This is a genomic window from Hoeflea sp. YIM 152468, assembly GCF_029210485.1.
Classification (GTDB): Bacteria; Pseudomonadota; Alphaproteobacteria; order Rhizobiales; family Rhizobiaceae; genus Hoeflea.
In genome coordinates this window covers 50,580-66,147 of record NZ_JARGET010000013.1, presented here as the reverse complement: position 1 = coordinate 66,147, position 15,568 = coordinate 50,580, and the positions used below count along the sequence as shown (strand labels likewise).

Genomic DNA, 15,568 nt, shown 5'->3' with positions numbered 1-15,568 from the left:
GCTTGCGGTAGCAGGCCTGACGGCCTACCAACGGGTGGCTTCGCCCGGGGCCGAGGCTTCCACTGCCATGGCATGAAGCCCGCTCTCGAGTTCGTCCTTGAGAAGCGCGTTGACTGCCCGGTGGCGTTCGAGGCGGTTCATGCCGGCGAAGGCTGCAGCGATGATGCGGATGCGAAAATGAGTTTCGCCGGTGCCATCAAAAGACCCATCATCGCCGCTATCGGAATTGTGATGGCCAGCATGGAGGTGGCTTTCGTTGATCACCATCAGCCGTTCGGGCTGAAAGCGTTCTGTCAGGGCTGCTTCAATGCGATTCTGGCGGGACATGTATAGTTCCTGAGTGTTTGTCACCACCACAAAAACCGCCTGTTGCGATTTGGGTGGTGGCATTCGAAGTCGAGACGGGGTACGCAGCTTGAATCACCCTTGTCAATCCTTGTTCGCAAACCTGTAGAGCGTCATAGTCGTTGATATGAAACTGGATTCCAAATATTTTGACCGCATTCGGGTCCGCCGCAAAGGCGCGCGCCCGGAAGAGCCTGCGACACCGGTATGTCAATGGGACGGGTGCGCAAAGCCGGGCAATCACCGGGCGCCTGTCGGCCGTGATGCCGAAGGGCAGTATTTCATGTTCTGCGTCGACCATGCCCGGCAGTACAACAAAGGCTACAACTACTTTTCGGGACTCTCCGACGGGGAGATTGCGCGCTATCAAAAAGAGGCTCTGACCGGCAACCGCCCGACCTGGAAGATGGGTGTCGACAGGTCCGCGGCAAGCGGGCCGACGCAGTCAACCGCAAGATCCGGCTCGGCTGCGACCCAGGCACGGATGCGCGACCCGCACGGCTTCTTCAATGAGCCCCGGGCGAACCGCCCGGTTCGCGCGCGCAAGGTCAAAACACTGGAGTCAAAGGCGTTCGATACGCTGGGCCTCGCCGCAAATGCGACATCGGCGGAAATCAAGACCCGTTACAAGGATTTGGTCAAGCAACACCACCCTGACGCCAATGGCGGCGACCGCGGTTCCGAAGATCGCTTTCGCGCTGTCATCCAGGCCTACCAATTGTTAAAGCAGTCTGGTTTCTGTTAAGCGAACAGTCTAAGCAGGATCGGACAGGAGAGACGGCCCGCGGGCTTTTTTCAGCCAGGCCTTGGAGACATAATGAGCAAGATCGACCTTGATATTACCAATCTGCCGGACACCACCGTCAAAGTGCGCGACGTCTTCGGTATCGATTCGGACATCTCTGTGCCGGCCTACAAGGATCGGGATTCCTACGTTCCCGATCTGGATCCGGACTATCTGTTTGACCGCGACACCACACTCGCCATCCTTGCGGGGTTCGCCCACAACCGTCGCGTGATGGTTTCGGGCTATCATGGCACAGGCAAATCGACCCATATCGAGCAGGTCGCGGCGCGTCTCAACTGGCCTTGTGTGCGCATCAACCTCGACAGCCACGTGAGCCGCATCGATTTGGTGGGCAAGGACGCAATTGTTGTCCGCGACGGCATGCAGATTACCGAATTCAAGGATGGCATCCTGCCCTGGGCCTATCAGCACAATGTCGCGCTGGTGTTTGATGAGTATGATGCCGGCCGTCCGGATGTGATGTTCGTGATCCAGCGGGTGCTGGAATCTTCGGGGCGTCTTACTCTTCTCGACCAGAGCCGTGTCATCCGGCCGCACCCGGCGTTCCGGCTGTTTGCCACCGCCAATACAGTTGGCCTGGGCGACACCACCGGGCTTTATCACGGCACGCAGCAGATCAACCAGGCGCAGATGGACCGCTGGTCGATCGTCACCACGCTGAACTATCTGCCGCATGATCAGGAAGTCGATATTGTCGCTTCCAAGGTCAAGGAATTTGCCAAGGGTGACGGCCGCGACGCCATTTCGAAGATGGTTCGGGTGGCCGACATGACCCGCTCTTCGTTCATCAATGGCGACCTGTCGACCGTGATGAGTCCGCGGACGGTGATCACCTGGGCCGAAAACGCCGAAATCTTCGGTGATGTGGCCTTTGCCTTCCGCCTGACCTTCCTCAACAAATGCGACGAGCTGGAGCGGGCGCTGGTGGCTGAACATTATCAACGGGCGTTCGGCGTCGAGTTGAAGGAAAGCGCCGCCAATATCGTTCTCAGCGCAACTGCCTGACGGATAAAGCCATGGCAGGACGCGGCGACAACACCCGACCCAAAGCTAGCGGAATCGTCGACGCCGAGCCATTCCGGCGGGCGCTGACCGGTTGCATTCGGGCCATTGCCGGTGACCACGAACTGGACGTGGTTTTCGGAAATGACCGGCCGGGAATTTCCGGTGACCGGGCGCGTTTGCCGGACCTGCCGAAACGCCCGACGCGCAACGATTTTGCCATCACGCGCGGGCTTGGAGATTCGATGGCGCTGCGCAAAGCCTGCCACGACGATGCGGTTCATTTCCGCATGGCGCCTGAGGGCGTTGATGCACGTGCGGTCTATGATGCGGTCGAGCAGGCGCGGGTCGAGGCTATCGGCGCATTGCGGATGACAGGCGTCGGCGACAACCTCAGCTCGATGCTCGAAGACAAGTATCACAAGGCCAATTATCAGGGAATCGTCAGCCGCGAGGATGCGCCGCTGGAAGAAGCCGTGGCGCTGATGGTGCGGGAGAAGCTCACCGGCCGCAAGCCGCCGCAATCGGCGGGGCAGGTGGTCGAGCTGTGGCGCGATTTCATCGACAGCAAGGCCGGCGGCGTTCTTGATACGTTGGCGGGGTCGGTTGAGGACCAGCAGGCCTTTGCCCGCGTCGTGCGCGAAATGCTCTCGGCCATGGAGATGGCTGAAGATTACGGTGACGACGACGATCAGGACGATCAGGACGAGGTTTCCGACGACGACCAGCCGCAAAGCCAGGAAGACAACGAGCAGACCTCCCAGGAAGAGGCTGGCTCCGATGCCGCACCGGCCGAGGAAAGCGAAACCTCCGACGAGCAGATGGACGCCGGTGAGATGGACGGCGCGGAAGCCGGTGATGACGACACCATCGACGACAGCGATGACGACGCCGACACGCCAGGGGAGACACGCAAGTCCAGCGATCCGTTCGGCGATCTCAACGAGAAGATCGATTACAAGGTTTTCACCACCGAGTTCGATGAGGAAATCGCCGCGGAAGAACTGTGCGATGAAGCCGAACTCGATCGGCTGCGTGCGTTTCTCGACAAGCAACTGGCGCATTTGCAGGGCGTGGTCGGGCGACTGGCCAACCGGCTGCAACGGCGGCTGATGGCACAGCAGAGCCGGGCCTGGGACTTCGATCTCGAGGAGGGCTATCTCGATAGCGCACGGCTGACGCGGATGATCATTGATCCGATGCAGCCGCTGTCGTTCAAGATGGAGCGCGACACCAGTTTCCGCGATACCGTGGTGACGCTGCTGATCGACAATTCCGGCTCAATGCGTGGCCGGCCGATCACGGTGGCGGCAACCTGCGCCGACATTCTGGCGCGCACGCTGGAGCGTTGCGGGGTCAAGGTCGAACTGCTGGGCTTCACCACCAAGGCATGGAAGGGCGGCCAGAGCCGTGAAAAATGGCTGACCGGCGGCAAGCCGGCAACGCCGGGCCGGCTCAATGACCTGCGCCATATCATCTACAAGTCAGCCGACGCGCCGTGGCGCCGTGCCAGGCGCAATCTCGGCCTGATGATGCGCGAAGGCCTGCTCAAGGAAAACATCGACGGAGAAGCGCTGATCTGGGCCCATTCGCGGCTTTTGAGGCGGCCTGAGCAGCGCCGCATCCTGATGATGATTTCCGATGGCGCGCCGGTGGACGATTCCACCCTGTCGGTCAATCCGGGCAATTATCTTGAGCGGCATCTGCGCGCGGTGATTGAGGAAATCGAAACCCGGTCGCCCGTGGAACTGCTGGCAATCGGTATTGGCCATGATGTCACCCGTTATTATCGCCGCGCGGTGACGATCGTCGATGCGGAAGAGCTGGCCGGTGCCATGACCGAGCAATTGGCCGGCCTGTTTGCCGATGAAAGCAGCGAGCCGCAATCCCGCCGCGGACGCAAGCGGGCGTGAGCAGATCGGGGCGCATGGCGCGGCTTTCGCTGACTGCGTGTGCTTTTGCCGTGCTTGCCGCATCGAGCGTTCCTTCGGTCTATGCCGACACGGATCCCATCGACATCAGATCTCGGCTGATTTCCAATTTCAAGGTTGGATCTGACCAGACACGCTTTGGCGCGTTCGAGTTTACCGGCGGGCTCGAGCTGAGTTCCTCGAGCTCCAGGCTTGGCGCCATGTCAGCCATCAGGCTTGCCAACGACCGGTCAGGCTTTCTTGGCGTCATGGATACCGGTTACTGGTATGCCGGCCGTCTGCAACGCGATGACGGTGGAATCCTGACCGGCGTCAGCGACTTTACCGTCTCGCCGATTCTTGATGCCGAGGGCAGCGGCTCGGAGTTGAAATGGAAGTTTGACGCCGAAGGTCTGGCTCTGCGCGGCGATGAGGTGCTGGTCAGCTTCGAGCGGCGCAGCCGGGTCGACATCTATCCCGCCGCGGCGCCGGGCAGCTCCACGCCCACCGGCTCGCTGCCTGTGTTGATTCCGCTTGAGGAACTGCGCAACAACCGTGGCCTGGAGGCGATCATGGTTGCGCCCGGGACCTCGCCGCTGGCGGGAGATGTGGTTGTCGTCTCCGAGAGGAGCCTCAATGCCAACGGCGATATCTATGCCGCTGTGCTCACCGGGCCATCCAAGGGTGTCTTCTTTGTCAAGCGGCATGCGCCCTACGACATCACAGACGGTGACTTTCTGCCCAATGGCGACCTGTTGCTGCTCGAACGCCGGTTTTCGATCGCCGAAGGTATCGGCATGCGGATCCGCAAGATCGATGGCAGCCGGCTGGGGCCGGGAAATCTGGTGGATGGGCCGATTTTGCTGGAAGCCGGTTTCGGGAATCAGATCGACAATATGGAAGGTCTGGATGTGAGCACGGATGCCGCCGGCCAGGTGTTTGTGACCCTGGTGTCGGACGACAATCACTCGATCCTGCAGCGCAACCTTATTCTGGAATTCCGATATATCGGCGATGGTGAGTAAGCCGCACCACGTCTTGAAAGCTCAGGCGCGGTGGCGGGGGGCGAGAACCGGCAACAGCACGCCGTAGGGCAGCAACATCGACAACCCGACGATCATCTTGACCGCGAGGTCGCCCAGCGCCCAGGAGAGCCAACGCGGTGCTTCGGTGGCAAACAGACCGAACAAGGGCGCCCACTCGCTGGCAAAGGCATCTCCGGGGCCGATGACACCGGCGGCATCGGAAAATGCAAGGCCGAAAAAAATCATGGTGTCCAGGCTGGAGCCAATCAGCGTGGAGACCAGCGGCGGCAACCACCAGACCCGGTCGCGCAGACGGTCGAATACCGAGACATCGAGAAGCTGCGCTACCAGAAACGCCGAGCCGGAGGCCACCGCGATACGTGGTGTGGCAAGCCAGATCGACAGGATCACGGCCACCACGAAGCCGCAAAACACCACCTGACGGGCAGTGCCGGCACCGAAACGTCGGTTGGCGAGATCGGTGACCAGAAACGCCACCGGATAGGTGAACGCACCCCAGGTCAGCAGATCAGCCAGATTGAGCGAGCCGAGGACATACACCACCGGGAACTGGACCAGGTAGTTTGACGCCACAACGACAGCGGCCATAACAGCCATGAACGGCAATACGGAGGGGAGCACTCGCATTTTTTTATCCTGGGTTGATGCCACCAGCAGCAAAAGACGAAGGCGGGCGCCAAGGCCCGCCATCATAACTAAGGAGCGTCGGCCTAATTCAGGCTACAGCTTGTTCTTCGATCTTCTTTGCAATCTGCCGCTTGAGCAGACGCGCGCGCATCGACAGGTCAGCGTCCTTGGCCTTGACCAGGAATGCGTCGAGGCCGCCGCGATGTTCAACCGTGCGCAGAGCGTAGGCTGTAATGCGCAGACGGTACCGCTGGCCGAGAGCATCGGAAATCAGCGTTACATTGCACAGGTTCGGCAGAAACCGGCGACGGGTCCGGTTGTTGGCATGGCTGACATTGTTTCCGGACTGTACAGCCCTACCGGTCAATTCACAGCTGCGTGACATTTTGCACCTATTATCTCTTCGCCAGCGGACGGGCCGAGCCATATAGAAGGCTCACCCAAAGGACCGGAGGCCTTTATCGGAAGTCGCGTGTCTATAATCAGACCAGCCAGCCGCGTCAAGCCGAGTCAGGCATTGAAACGCGCTTATGTGGTCTTCGAGGCCGATCATAGCCGATTTTTATCGCTGTGGGCATCGAATTGTCGCATTGTCTCCTGAGCTTCGTGTGCGACAGGGCCGTGGGCAGATGCCCAGCGGACGGGATTGTCAGAGGGATAGAATGCGCCGTCATGTTTCCGTTCGTGTGGTCTTGATGATGGCGGCGATGCTGGCGCCTGGAGCAGTTGCATCGGCGCGGGCCGAGCCGGTGCAGATCAAGTCCACCTATTCCGTGTCGCTGCTGGGTCTGCCTGTTGCTTCTGCAAGGTTTCGCACCGTGATCGACGGCAAGTCCTACACGATATCGGGGGACGTTCGTACCACAGTACTTTCCGATATCGTGTCGAAGATCCGCGGAACAACCAGCGTCTCGGGGACAATGACGGAAGAGCGAATGCTGGCGTCGAAATTCCTGGTCAATTATGCGAGCGGCACAAAAACCTACCGGACCGAGATCATCTTTCACGGCGGCAATGTGAAATCCGTGATCAATCTGCCGAAACGCCGCGAGACGTCGGAGGACTGGGTGCCGTTGTCGGCGGACGACATGCGGGCGGTGCTGGATCCGTTGTCCGCCCTGGTGTTGCCTGCAGGCTCCAAGGTGTGCCCGCGCAGCCTGCCGATTTTCGACGGGCAATCCCGTGTCACCCTGCATCTGACACAAAAAGGCGTAAGGCCTTATCGGAACAGGGGCTTTGTCGGGGATGCGATTGTCTGTGCGGTCCGTTTCGATCCGAAAGCGGGCTACCGCAAGGGCTCTTCCGGAATCGAGTATCTGCGAGAACTCAGGACCATGGAAATCTGGTTCGCCCACCATGAGCGCGGCGGATTCTATGCACCGGTCTATGCCAAGGTGCCGACGAAGATCGGTCAGGTTATCATTGCTGCAACCCGGTTTGACGGCTAAACCCTGACTCCGTTGAGGGATCGGATCGGATTGGATGGTCCTGCCGATCGTGACGGGCGGAAAATTGGGGGCGAGACTTGGGAAACATGCCAACGCTGATCGGCTTTTCCGCCGTTGTCATGTGGTCGGCGCTGGCGTTGCTGACAGCGGCGTCCGGCACCATGCCGCCGTTTCAGCTCTCGGCAATCTGTTTCATGATCGGCGCCCTGATCGGTCTGACGGCGATGCTGCGCGACCCGACCCGTTTTCACGCCTTCCGGCAACCGGCCAAAGTCTGGGCTCTGGGGCTGTTTGGCCTGTTCGGCTATCATTTTCTCTACTTCACGGCGCTGAGGAATGCGCCTGCCGTGGAAGCCGGACTGATCGCCTATCTTTGGCCGCTGCTCATCGTCGTCGGATCGGCGCTGCTGCCGGGAGAGCGGCTGGGCTGGCATCACGTGACCGGGGCCTTGATGGGACTGGCAGGGACAGCCCTGATTCTGATGCGCGGGGCAGAAGGCGGATTTGGCGGCGGCAATCTGCTCGGCTACGGCGCTGCCGGCCTGTGCGCCTTGACCTGGTCGGGCTATTCGCTGATTTCGCGGCGCTTCGGTGCGACATCGACCGATGTGATTGCCGGGTTTTGTGTGATCTCGGCGCTATTGTCGGCGCTTTGCCATGCCTTTCTGGAAACCACGGTGTGGCCCGAAACGACGGTTCAATGGCTGGCGGTCATTGGCCTTGGTCTTGGACCAGTCGGTCTGGCGTTTTACGCCTGGGATTTGGGCGTCAAGAAAGGCAATATTCAGGTGTTGGGGGTGGCGAGTTATGCCGCGCCGCTGCTGTCGACGCTGATCCTGATCCTGTTCGGTCATGGCAAGGCCAGCATCGGCATTGCCATGGCCTGTTTGCTGATCACCGGCGGGGCCTTTCTGGCGGCCAAGGATCTGCTCAAGCGGAGAAAATCAGTATGACCGGGTTCCTCGATACTCTTGATCCGGCAGCAGCCGCGCTTTCGGCAATTTCGGTGCTGGGCTTCGGAATTTATCTGTTGCTGCTCAACCGGTCGACGTCCTTGATCCGGACAATTGCCAAGACGGTGGCTGTGGGCGCGCTGGCAGGTCTGGCGCTGCAGGCAGGCGGTCCGATGCTGCTGGTGCTGGCCCTGGCTTTGTCGGCGCTTGGTGATGCTTTCCTGGCCCATGAGGGGGATGGCGCATTTCTGGGCGGGCTGGGCAGTTTTCTCGCGGCCCACATCGCCTACGCGGTGTTGTTCTTTTCATCCGGGCCAGGCATGACCGCCGCAGCGCTGCCGGGCCTCATGGCGGTGGTGGTGTTTGCCATCGCAATGGGCAGCCTGATGGTGCGCAGGGCCGGCCCGCTTGCGCTGCCGGTGGCTGCCTATGTGCTGGCAATCGCCGGCATGGGGCTGGGCGGTGTCACGCTGGGCGGGATGGTGCTGTCCGGCGTCGCCCTGTTCATGGCGTCTGACGCGATCTTAGGCTCTGAAAAGTTCCTCATGGCAGGCACCAGCCCGCTGCGGCGGATTTCGGGGCCAGCGGTTTGGCTGCTCTATTATGCCGGGCAGTTGCTGATTACGCTTGGCCTTCTGGCTTGAGCGGCGCGCCCTTGAAGGGCGAAGGACGCCAGTCGGGCGGCGCCATTTCAAAGCTGGAGAATTCGAACCCAGGTGCCACGGTGCAGCCGACGAGTGTCCAGGCGCCGAGCGAGGCGGCTGATTGCCAGCAATTGGCCGGGACAACGATCTGCGGCCGCTCGCCGGCGGCAAGGTTCATGCCCAGGCGGTGAGCCTCGGCGTTGCAGCCGTCCGCCGAGAGGGTCAGCGCCAAAGGACCGCCACCATACCAGTGCCAGACCTCTGCGGCGTCGGTGACGCGGTGCCAGTGCGAACAATCACCACCTTCGAGCAGATAATAGATCGCCGTGGAGTGGCCGCGTGGTCCGCCAACCGGGTCGCGGAAGGTTTCACGATACCATCCACCTTCGGGATGTTGCTCCATGCCAAGGGTGGCAATGATTTCGCGGGCGGACAGGCTGGCGTTCATGGTCAGAAACTGTCCTTGCGCCGGCGCAATTCGGCAAAAACCTCGAGGTCACTGGCATTTTCCATGCCGAGATGCTTGCGGATCGAAGGATCAGCGGCGCGCATGAAGGGGTTTGTCCGTTTTTCAAACCCGATTGTCGTCGGCAAGGTCGGCAGCCGTTCTGAGCGCAGGTCATTGATCTCCTCCATGCGCTTGACGAGTTCGTCATTGTCCGGATCGACGGTTAGAGCGAAGCGGCCGTTCGACTGGGTGTATTCATGCCCGCAATAGATCCGTGTCTCATCCGGCAGTTGGGCAAGGCGTTGCAGGGAACCGAGCATGTCCTGCGGCGAGCCTTCGAACAGCCGGCCGCAGCCAAGCGCGAACAGCGTGTCGCCGGCAAACAGCAATTCCTCATCGGGGATATAGTAACAGATATGTCCTGCGGTATGACCTGGCGTCGAGATCACCTTTACCGTTCTGCCGGCAAATTCGAAGGAGTCGTCCTGACCGACGGTGCTGGTCAGTCCCTGAATCTTGCCTGCCTCTGCAGCGGGTCCAAACACCTCTGGCGCATAGGCCTGGGTCAGGGCGGCGATGCCTTCGACATGGTCGGCATGATGATGCGTGATCAGAAGGGATGTGAGCCGCCAGTTGCGTTGTCTGAGTTCGGCAGCGATGAGTGTTCCGTCCGGCGCATCGATGCTGGCGGTTTCGCCGGTCAGCGGATCGTGCAGGATGACGCCGAAATTGTCCTGTCTGCAGGTGAATTGTTCGATCATGAGGCTGGTCATGGGCTTTCTCCGGCAAACAGATGAATCAATTCGGCCAGCATAACTTGCGGGATGGGCCGCGTCACCTTGGATGGAGGCAAGACGCTGCGGGGATCTGCAATCGGGACATCTTTGCCATAATGTGCGTTTTAGCTGGTGTTCGGCTTGCACCGCAGGTGTAAGGTCTTTTTCACAAGCGTTGATTGCCCGGGTCCGTCGTCATGCATACCGATATCGTCGATTTGAGACAGTTTTATCACTCCCGCCTGGGGGCGGTTGCCGAGCAATCGGTGACCATGGCGCTATCGTCCATCTGGGCGAACTTGCCTGGCGAACGGTTGATGGGGCTGGGGTATGCGGCACCGTATCTGGACCGGTTTCGTCCCGATGCAGAGCGGGCCTTCGCCTTCATGCCGGCAGGTCAGGGCGCGGTGAACTGGCCCGCTGGCGGACCGTCGGCCACGGCCCTGGTGTTTGACGAGGAATTGCCGTTGCCGGACGCCTCGATCGACCGGGTGCTGATGGTGCACTCGCTCGAGTTTGCGGAAAATCCCCGCGAGACGTTGAAGGAGCTGTGGCGGGTGCTGGCGCCCGGGGGGCGGCTGGTGATCGTTGCACCCAACCGGCGCGGTGTCTGGGCCCGGTTCGAACACACGCCGTTTGGCGCTGGCCGTCCCTATTCGCGCGGCCAGCTGGTGTCGATCCTGCGCGAGAGCAACTTCACCCCCGGCGCCTTTGCAGAGGCGCTGCTTTTTCCGCCGTCCGAACGGGCCTTGATGCTGCGCATGGGTCGGTTGCTCGAAGAGCTGGGCCGGAAGATGTGGCCGGTGTTTTCCGGCGTGATCATTGTCGAGGCGCAAAAGCGGCTCTATCAGGGCCTGCCAGTGGCGGCGCGCGCGTCGCGGCGCGTGTTCGTGCCGGTGCTGTCGCCACAGACCAGCCGGACATCGCATCGCCGCACCAAGGTTCGGGACTGAAGCCTGGCGGGGTTCATTTAGCGCTATCGCCGGTCAGTGGCTCTCGACAAGACCGGTTTGAGAGGGTATTTCCGCGCATCTACCTTGGTTTTTGGATTGCAAGGAACCTTCCGATGAGCAGCAAAGAAATGCCCCGCCCGAAGCCGGGCGTCATGGACATCGCGGCCTATGTGCCGGGGCGTGAAACCGTTGAAGGTGTGGCCAAGGTCTACAAGCTGTCCTCGAATGAATCGCCCTTCGGCCCAAGCCCGAAGGTCGCCGAGGCGCTTGCCGCCAAAAAGATTGATCTGGCTCTGTATCCGGATGGGGCTTCGCACGAGTTGCGCGAGGCTATTGCCAAGACCTATGGCCTCAATCCCGGCAACATCCTGTGTGGCAATGGCTCGGACGAATTGCTGGGTCTTCTGTGCCACACCTATCTCGGTCCGGGCGACGAAGGCCTGTTCACCGAGCACGGGTTTCTTGTCTACAAAATCCAGATCATGGCCGCCGGGGCAACCCCTGTTGCTGTTCCCGACGTGGAGCTGACCGCCGATGTGGACGCGATCCTTGCGGCCGTGACCGAGAAAACAAAGCTGGTGTTCCTGGCCAACCCCAACAATCCGACCGGCACCTACCTTCCGGTGAATGAGGTCCGGCGTTTGCATGCAGGCCTGCCGGGGCACGTTATCCTGGTGCTGGACGCGGCCTATGCGGAATATGTCCGCCGCAACGACTATGAAGCGGGTATCGAGCTGGTTTCGGGCAATCCCAATGTGGTGATGACCCGGACATTCTCGAAAATACACGGTCTAGCCGGGCTCAGGATCGGCTGGATGTACGCGCATGAAGCCATCATCGACGCCTGCAACCGGGTGCGCGGTCCGTTTAATGTCAACGCTCTGGCGATTGCGGCCGGCGTTGCAGCGATTGCCGACAGGGCCCATGTTGATCGTGCCATCGAGCACAATGACGTCTGGCTGGGCCGGATCAGCGAAGCGGTCGAGGCGATGGGACTGTCGGTAACGCCGTCGGTCGGAAACTTTGTGCTGATTCACTTTCCCACAACGCCGGGCAAGACGGCTGCCGACGCCGACGCCTATCTGGGCTCGCGAGGCTTCGTGCTGCGCCGCGTGGCAGGGTACGGCCTGCCGGATGCGCTCAGACTGACAATCGGCGACGAGGAGGCCAATCTCGGCGTCCTCGACGCGCTGGAAAGCTTTATGGCCTGATCCTGATGACCAAACCGATGTTCGAAACTGTCGCCCTGATCGGCATAGGCCTCATTGGCTCGTCGCTGGCGCGGGTGATCCGCGCCAAGGGGCTGGCTGGGCAAATCTGTATTGCCACGCGAAGTGAACCGACGCTGAACACAGCGCGGGAACTTGATCTGGGCGACAGCTATTCGAGCTCCAATATTGAAGCCGTCGCAAATGCGGATCTGGTGATTGTCTCGGTGCCGGTCGGCGCATCGGAGGCTGTGGCCCGCGATATCGGACCGTATCTGAAGCCGGGCGCCATTGTTACCGATGTCGGCTCGACCAAGGCGTCGGTTGTGCGGCAGATGCAACCGCACATCCCTTCGCATGCCCACTTTATCCCCGGACATCCGATTGCCGGCACCGAGCAGAGCGGCCCGACAGCGGGATTTGCCGAATTGTTCGAAGGTCGCTGGTGCATCCTGACACCGCCCGCTGGCACGGATGCAGAGGCTGTCACCAGGCTCACCGGCTTCTGGGAAGCCTGCGGTTCGACAGTCGAGCAGATGGACCCCGACCATCATGATCTGGTTCTGGCAATCGTCTCGCACCTGCCGCACATCATCGCCTACAATATTGTCGGCACCGCCGATGATCTCGAAGCCGTGACCCAGTCCGAGGTGATCAAATATTCTGCGTCGGGTTTTCGCGACTTTACCCGCCTTGCGGCATCCGATCCGGTGATGTGGCGTGATGTCTGCCTGCACAACAAGGATGCGATCCTGGAAATGCTGGCGCGGTTTTCCGAGGACCTGTCGTCGCTGCAGCGGGCGATCCGCTGGGGTGATGGCGACAAGCTGTTCGAGCTGTTCACCCGCACCCGGGGCGTGCGCCGCTCCATTGTCGAGGCAGGACAGGACACCGAGGCCCCCAATTTCGGTCGCAACACTGCCAAGCCGGACACACCCGGCGCCGCCGAATAAGGCTCAGAAAGCCGGAATTCTTCCGAGCGGGAAAATGCCAAGGGAAATCTTGTTGCTTCTGATCGTCAAGGGCAGCGTTACCCCCTCATTGTCGGGCTGAATATCCAGCGTGGAAATCAGCGGGGCGATCTGGCCAAGCAGCCTTGCTGCATCGGGATCGAAATTTGCCATCAGATCCATGAAACGCTGTTGATTGCGGACCGTCACTTCAAGATCGCCTGAGATCTGCCCGGCGTCGTCAATCTGCACCGGGCCGGACACGGACAGGGACGCGCTGTCGTCAAGGGCGACGGCCAGGCTGTGCAACACCGCCTCAAACGCGCCCTGCGGTGCGGTGTAGGGCACCTGCAGCAAGCCGGCCTGGCCGGAAAGTGTCGCTTCCAGCGTGACGGATTTGGCGGTCAATCCGGGCACGGCATTGTTGCGCAGATTTTCGCCATAGGTGGCTATATCGAGATCGGTACCATTGCGGCGGGCATGTGCGGTGACCCGGTCGAGTTGCAGGGCCAGCCGCTGGCCGAGACCCTCTCCATCGATGTTGAAACTGACATTGCGGCTATCGATCGACCCGCGATCCAGTCCGTCGGCGAGCGAGCGAATACTGGATTGCAGCGATTGCCAGTCCGCCCGCAAGGTGAGGTTTGGCGAGACAATCGCCAGCGGGCCGTCGATTTCGGCGACGGCATGGCCCGGACGGTAGAATTGCGCGGCGGACCGAAGCGCACCGGCGCTGGCGCTCACGCCATCAGAGACGTTGGTGTAGGACAGGGTATCGCAAAACAGGCCGAACCGAAATGGATAGCCGCGCACATCGGCGGCGGTGCAGTCAGCGCTGGCGTTTGGTCCGGTGATGCGGGCGAGGCTTTCGGGCAGCCGGTCCTCGATCTGGGCTGCAAACAGAAACCATCCGAGCGTCCACAGCAAACAGCCCGCGACAATAGCCGTGCCGAGCCAAACGAATTTTCGCGACGACGAGCTGCTGGCTCGAACGGGTGATTGCATTGCGTTCTCCCTGCGCGCCCTGCCATAAGAGGCGGGACGACGGTTATGCGTAACAAAATGTGTCACAGCGGTTTGCGCCGAACACAATGGACTGGGATATGGACGAATTTTGGGTGTTTGGCTACGGATCGCTGATGTGGCGTCCGGGCTTTGACCACGAGGAGACACGGCAGGCGCGGCTGTTCGGTTATCACCGGGCGTTATGTGTGCGGTCTTTTGTCCATCGCGGTACACCTGATCGGCCGGGGCTGGTGCTGGGGCTCGACCGCGGCGGCTCCTGTCATGGGGTTGCGTTTCGGGTGCGTCAGGACCTGCGGGATGCGGTGATCGGCTATCTGCGCCAACGGGAACTGGCGACCCATGTCTATCTGGAAACCACGCGCAAGGTGCGGCTCGACAGTGGCGAGGACGTGCGGGCAGTGACCTATGTGGTTGACCGTTCGCATCAGCAGTATGCGGGCGCACTTTCGGTCGATGATGCCTTGGCACGGGTGTCCGGCGCCGTCGGACAGTCGGGACCGAACGAGGAGTATGTGATCAACACCGCCGCTCATCTCAGAACGCTGGGTCTTCGCGACGAACACCTCGAATCCATTGCCGCACGGCTCAGATTGGGCGAGCGGATTGACCGGCCTGTTTCAAGTCCCTGACGGCAGCGCGCCGAGTTCGGCAAGCCTGCGGCGGGCATCCTCGCGCAACGGGATCTGCGGATTGGCCCTGACGGTTTCAATCAGCAACGCGTCGCTTGCCGTTTCCATGACATCGACCAGTTTGTCCATGAAGGCGTCGGGGTGCATGCCGGGCTGTATCGGCGGAAGGATCTGAACCTTGAAGTGACCTGGGTAGCGCAGAAATTTGCGCCTGGGCCAGAACAGACCGGGATGCATCACCACCGGAACGACCGGGACCTGGAGATCGCGGTACAGCCGGGCGATGCCGTATTTGTAATCGGGGGGCGCGCCAGCAGGGCGGCGGGTGCCTTCGGGATAGATGATGAGTTGGCGTCCCGCTTCGATTTCGTGCTTTGTCCGTTCCAGGACTTCGGCCATTACCTTGCCGCGGGCGCCGCGATTGACCGGGATCATCCTCATCTTGAGAATATATTGCCCGAAAAGCGGGATCCAGCTTAATTCCCGCTTGAGAATGTAGAACGGATCGTCGAGCCAGGGCAGAAGAGCATAGGCATCCCAGAACGACTGGTGCTTTGGGGCGAAGATGTAGCCGCCCTCGGGGATGTTCTCGAGGCCTTCGATTTCAAACGTGGTTCCGACAATCTTGGCCTGGAGCCAGTGATTGGCTCGCACCCAGTTCTTCGGCACGCTCCAGGCTGCCTTGCGATCGGCCAGGAAATAATAGGGCGAGAACACGATCATGCGCCCCACGAGATTTATGTAGAATGCGATGTTGAAGAGGATGGACCTGAAGACGATCATGGACGAACCCGA

18 protein-coding genes are annotated in these 15,568 nt (G+C 60.9%); 11 read left to right on the top strand and 7 right to left on the bottom strand.

The window, feature by feature from the left end:
• Nucleotides 1-24 precede the first annotated feature (24 nt).
• Nucleotides 25-327 (bottom strand): BolA family protein, encoded by a 303-nt coding sequence (locus PZ897_RS07795; RefSeq protein WP_275751427.1) that lies wholly within the window; start codon nt 325-327, stop codon nt 25-27.
• A gap of 145 nt (nt 328-472) precedes the next feature.
• Here PZ897_RS07795 and PZ897_RS07790 point away from each other — a divergent pair, with 145 nt between their 5' ends.
• The 4 genes from PZ897_RS07790 to PZ897_RS07775 all read left to right on the top strand — a co-directional run bounded on the left by PZ897_RS07790 (nt 473) and on the right by PZ897_RS07775 (nt 5,090).
• Nucleotides 473-1,090: a DnaJ domain-containing protein gene (locus PZ897_RS07790; protein WP_275751426.1), complete on the top strand. Its 618-nt coding sequence runs from the start codon at nt 473-475 to the stop codon at nt 1,088-1,090.
• Between the two features lie 72 nt (nt 1,091-1,162).
• Nucleotides 1,163-2,158 carry a cobaltochelatase subunit CobS gene (gene cobS / locus PZ897_RS07785; RefSeq protein ID WP_275751425.1) on the top strand — a complete coding sequence of 332 codons (996 nt, stop codon included), beginning with the start codon at nt 1,163-1,165 and terminating at the stop codon, nt 2,156-2,158.
• Nucleotides 2,159-2,169: 11 nt separating this feature from the next.
• Nucleotides 2,170-4,068: a cobaltochelatase subunit CobT gene (gene cobT, locus PZ897_RS07780; protein ID WP_275751424.1), complete on the top strand. Its 1,899-nt coding sequence runs from the start codon at nt 2,170-2,172 to the stop codon at nt 4,066-4,068.
• Complete coding sequence (locus PZ897_RS07775; RefSeq protein ID WP_343217448.1) at nt 4,065-5,090, top strand: esterase-like activity of phytase family protein; 1,026 nt, start codon at nt 4,065-4,067, stop codon at nt 5,088-5,090. Before cobT ends, PZ897_RS07775 begins: the two co-directional genes overlap by 4 nt.
• 21 nt (nt 5,091-5,111) lie before the next feature.
• On the opposite strand, the gene PZ897_RS07770 is transcribed toward PZ897_RS07775, so the two are convergent.
• Entirely contained in the window at nt 5,112-5,738 is a 627-nt protein-coding gene (locus PZ897_RS07770; RefSeq protein ID WP_275751423.1) for a queuosine precursor transporter, read from the bottom strand.
• Nucleotides 5,739-5,826: 88 nt separating this feature from the next.
• Nucleotides 5,827-6,123 (bottom strand): 50S ribosomal protein L28, encoded by a 297-nt coding sequence (rpmB, locus tag PZ897_RS07765; protein ID WP_275751422.1) that lies wholly within the window; start codon nt 6,121-6,123, stop codon nt 5,827-5,829.
• 277 nt (nt 6,124-6,400) lie between these two features.
• On the opposite strand from rpmB, the gene PZ897_RS07760 reads away from it, so the two are divergent.
• The 3 genes from PZ897_RS07760 to PZ897_RS07750 all read left to right on the top strand — a co-directional run bounded on the left by PZ897_RS07760 (nt 6,401) and on the right by PZ897_RS07750 (nt 8,783).
• Nucleotides 6,401-7,186 (top strand): DUF3108 domain-containing protein, encoded by a 786-nt coding sequence (locus PZ897_RS07760; protein WP_275751421.1) that lies wholly within the window; start codon nt 6,401-6,403, stop codon nt 7,184-7,186.
• An 86-nt stretch (nt 7,187-7,272) separates the two neighbouring features.
• Nucleotides 7,273-8,139, top strand: coding sequence for a DMT family transporter (locus PZ897_RS07755; RefSeq protein WP_275751594.1), 867 nt, complete (start codon nt 7,273-7,275; stop codon nt 8,137-8,139).
• Nucleotides 8,136-8,783: a lysoplasmalogenase gene (locus PZ897_RS07750; RefSeq protein ID WP_275751420.1), complete on the top strand. Its 648-nt coding sequence runs from the start codon at nt 8,136-8,138 to the stop codon at nt 8,781-8,783. The genes PZ897_RS07755 and PZ897_RS07750 overlap by 4 nt, the downstream gene beginning before the upstream one ends.
• On the opposite strand, the gene PZ897_RS07745 is transcribed toward PZ897_RS07750, so the two are convergent.
• Together PZ897_RS07745 and gloB are read right to left on the bottom strand one after the other, a co-directional pair.
• The gene (locus tag PZ897_RS07745; RefSeq protein WP_275751418.1) at nt 8,761-9,231 is read right to left on the bottom strand and encodes a cupin domain-containing protein; all 471 of its coding nucleotides are present in this window, start codon (nt 9,229-9,231) and stop codon (nt 8,761-8,763) included. The genes PZ897_RS07750 and PZ897_RS07745 overlap by 23 nt on opposite strands.
• Nucleotides 9,232-9,233: 2 nt before the next feature.
• On the bottom strand, nt 9,234-10,004 hold the full coding sequence (gene gloB, locus PZ897_RS07740; protein WP_275751416.1) for a hydroxyacylglutathione hydrolase: 771 nt from the start codon (nt 10,002-10,004) through the stop codon (nt 9,234-9,236).
• A gap of 200 nt (nt 10,005-10,204) precedes the next feature.
• Here gloB and PZ897_RS07735 point away from each other — a divergent pair, with 200 nt between their 5' ends.
• The 3 genes from PZ897_RS07735 (at nt 10,205) to PZ897_RS07725 (ending at nt 13,121) form a co-directional block, all read left to right on the top strand.
• Nucleotides 10,205-10,960, top strand: a complete 756-nt coding sequence (locus tag PZ897_RS07735) for a class I SAM-dependent methyltransferase (protein WP_275751414.1) — start codon at nt 10,205-10,207, stop codon at nt 10,958-10,960.
• Nucleotides 10,961-11,073: 113 nt separating this feature from the next.
• Complete coding sequence (gene hisC, locus PZ897_RS07730; protein ID WP_275751412.1) at nt 11,074-12,171, top strand: histidinol-phosphate transaminase; 1,098 nt, start codon at nt 11,074-11,076, stop codon at nt 12,169-12,171.
• A gap of 5 nt (nt 12,172-12,176) precedes the next feature.
• Nucleotides 12,177-13,121, top strand: coding sequence for a prephenate/arogenate dehydrogenase family protein (locus PZ897_RS07725; protein ID WP_275751410.1), 945 nt, complete (start codon nt 12,177-12,179; stop codon nt 13,119-13,121).
• 3 nt (nt 13,122-13,124) lie between these two features.
• On the opposite strand, the gene PZ897_RS07720 is transcribed toward PZ897_RS07725, so the two are convergent.
• Nucleotides 13,125-14,123, bottom strand: a complete 999-nt coding sequence (locus PZ897_RS07720) for a DUF2125 domain-containing protein (protein ID WP_275751409.1) — start codon at nt 14,121-14,123, stop codon at nt 13,125-13,127.
• Between the two features lie 98 nt (nt 14,124-14,221).
• Here PZ897_RS07720 and PZ897_RS07715 point away from each other — a divergent pair, with 98 nt between their 5' ends.
• Nucleotides 14,222-14,773 (top strand): gamma-glutamylcyclotransferase, encoded by a 552-nt coding sequence (locus tag PZ897_RS07715; protein ID WP_275751408.1) that lies wholly within the window; start codon nt 14,222-14,224, stop codon nt 14,771-14,773.
• Here PZ897_RS07715 and PZ897_RS07710 read toward each other — a convergent pair.
• Complete coding sequence (locus PZ897_RS07710) at nt 14,762-15,556, bottom strand: 1-acyl-sn-glycerol-3-phosphate acyltransferase (RefSeq protein WP_275751407.1); 795 nt, start codon at nt 15,554-15,556, stop codon at nt 14,762-14,764. The two genes, PZ897_RS07715 and PZ897_RS07710, sit on opposite strands and share 12 nt — an antisense overlap.
• Nucleotides 15,557-15,568: the final 12 nt, after the last annotated feature.